Genomic DNA, 1,380 nt, shown 5'->3' with positions numbered 1-1,380 from the left:
AACCCGCTCTTACTTACGAACGGTTTTCTCAAATTTGCCCAGTCTTTAGAAGTCAAATCACCGGCATCTCGGACTTGGAATACGATTTTTTCTTCACTGGTTTGAACATTCAGTTCAACCGGTGGAACGCCATACTTAAGTGCGTTTCGCAATAAGTTATCGATACATGTTCCAAGCCAGTAAACGTTAACCTTTGCCGCTACATCTTCGTTGATGTTGAAAAGCACAGCGTTATCAAATTCTTCTTCAATCTTATATTCTAGCCATTCTGCTACAGATGGAACCCAATCTGTTGCAAGCATTTGGTTATCAGATTGCAAATAATCTTTACTTGCCTCCGCCAATTGACGCAATCGGCGAGTATCTTCACATAATCTTCGGAATTCGTCATACACACTTTCAGGTAAGTGCTCAAATTCTCGTCTAAATCCTTCGACGGTTAGCGATAGTGAAGCAATTGGCGTTCGAAGCTCATGCGTTAAGATCTGTAAGACCAGCATACGGCTACGAAGTTCTTCACGCTTACTGTTCCAACGGTACACCGCCCAGCCAATGACAAGCAAGATGTTTGCAATGACAAGGATGATCATGCTGATCCGCAATACTTGCGAGTGATCTTCTACATCCCAACATATGTTGCCTCGTTTTACGAAACAGCTTTTGCTTTGTGACGCTAATGTATAAGAAAGACCCGCATTCGCGACGTTTTCTTGCCAAACATCTTTGGAAAATACGAAGTAACGGTCGCCACGACGAAGCCACATTTCCTTGCCTTCAATAAACATACTTGCTCCTGCAATTAGAGCATTAATGGCGTCATCGTCCATATTTTGCAAGCTTTCTAGTAGCTCGTCACCTTCTTCGTTATCACGCTCTTTAATGTGCATGTACTGAGCAAGTTTTGGACGCAACTCAGGATACTTTTCAACATAGCGCGCCGCGTAAGTACCGCCACCCGGGTGAATTAATCCACTACGCGAGAACCAACGCGGCGTTAATTGCGTGCCCTTACAAATAGCACGAGTAAATACTAGAGGTTCAGTAATTAGAGGGCTGAGAGGTAATTTCCCTCGACATGTATTCGCCAAGCTGTAGAGCTGCTGAATATCCTTCAAAGGATAGTCAGAAGTTTGAGGAAGCAACGAATCAGGTGAAAGTAACTTCGTAGGGTAATTTGATTGCAGAATGCGTATATCATACGATTTAAGAGCCACTTCATAGTTAAATAGCTCTGTAAACGTATCTATGCGTTCTGGTAGTGAATCGGATAATGCAGGTGCCGAGAATAGTGGCAATATTGATGCAAAACCGAGCAAAAACTTTTTAATCAAACTGTTACCGTTACTTGTTTCATTAGCGAAAACTATACATCAATCTACA

The 1,380-nt window shown here is 42.5% G+C and carries 1 protein-coding gene; it reads right to left on the bottom strand.

All coding sequences use genetic code 11. From position 1 onward, the window contains the following. The coding region (gene vxrA, locus R7E00_RS23495; RefSeq protein ID WP_318124637.1) for a sensor histidine kinase VxrA at positions 1 to 1,331 on the bottom strand (1,331 nt) is incomplete at its 3' end. Between the last annotated feature and the right edge of the window lie 49 nt (positions 1,332 to 1,380).

The organism is Vibrio sp. Vb1755 (assembly GCF_033338635.1).
Taxonomy (GTDB): Bacteria; Pseudomonadota; Gammaproteobacteria; order Enterobacterales; family Vibrionaceae; genus Vibrio; species Vibrio alginolyticus.
The sequence above is the reverse complement of the archived record's forward strand: the minus strand, read 5'-3'. Positions and strand labels throughout refer to the sequence as shown.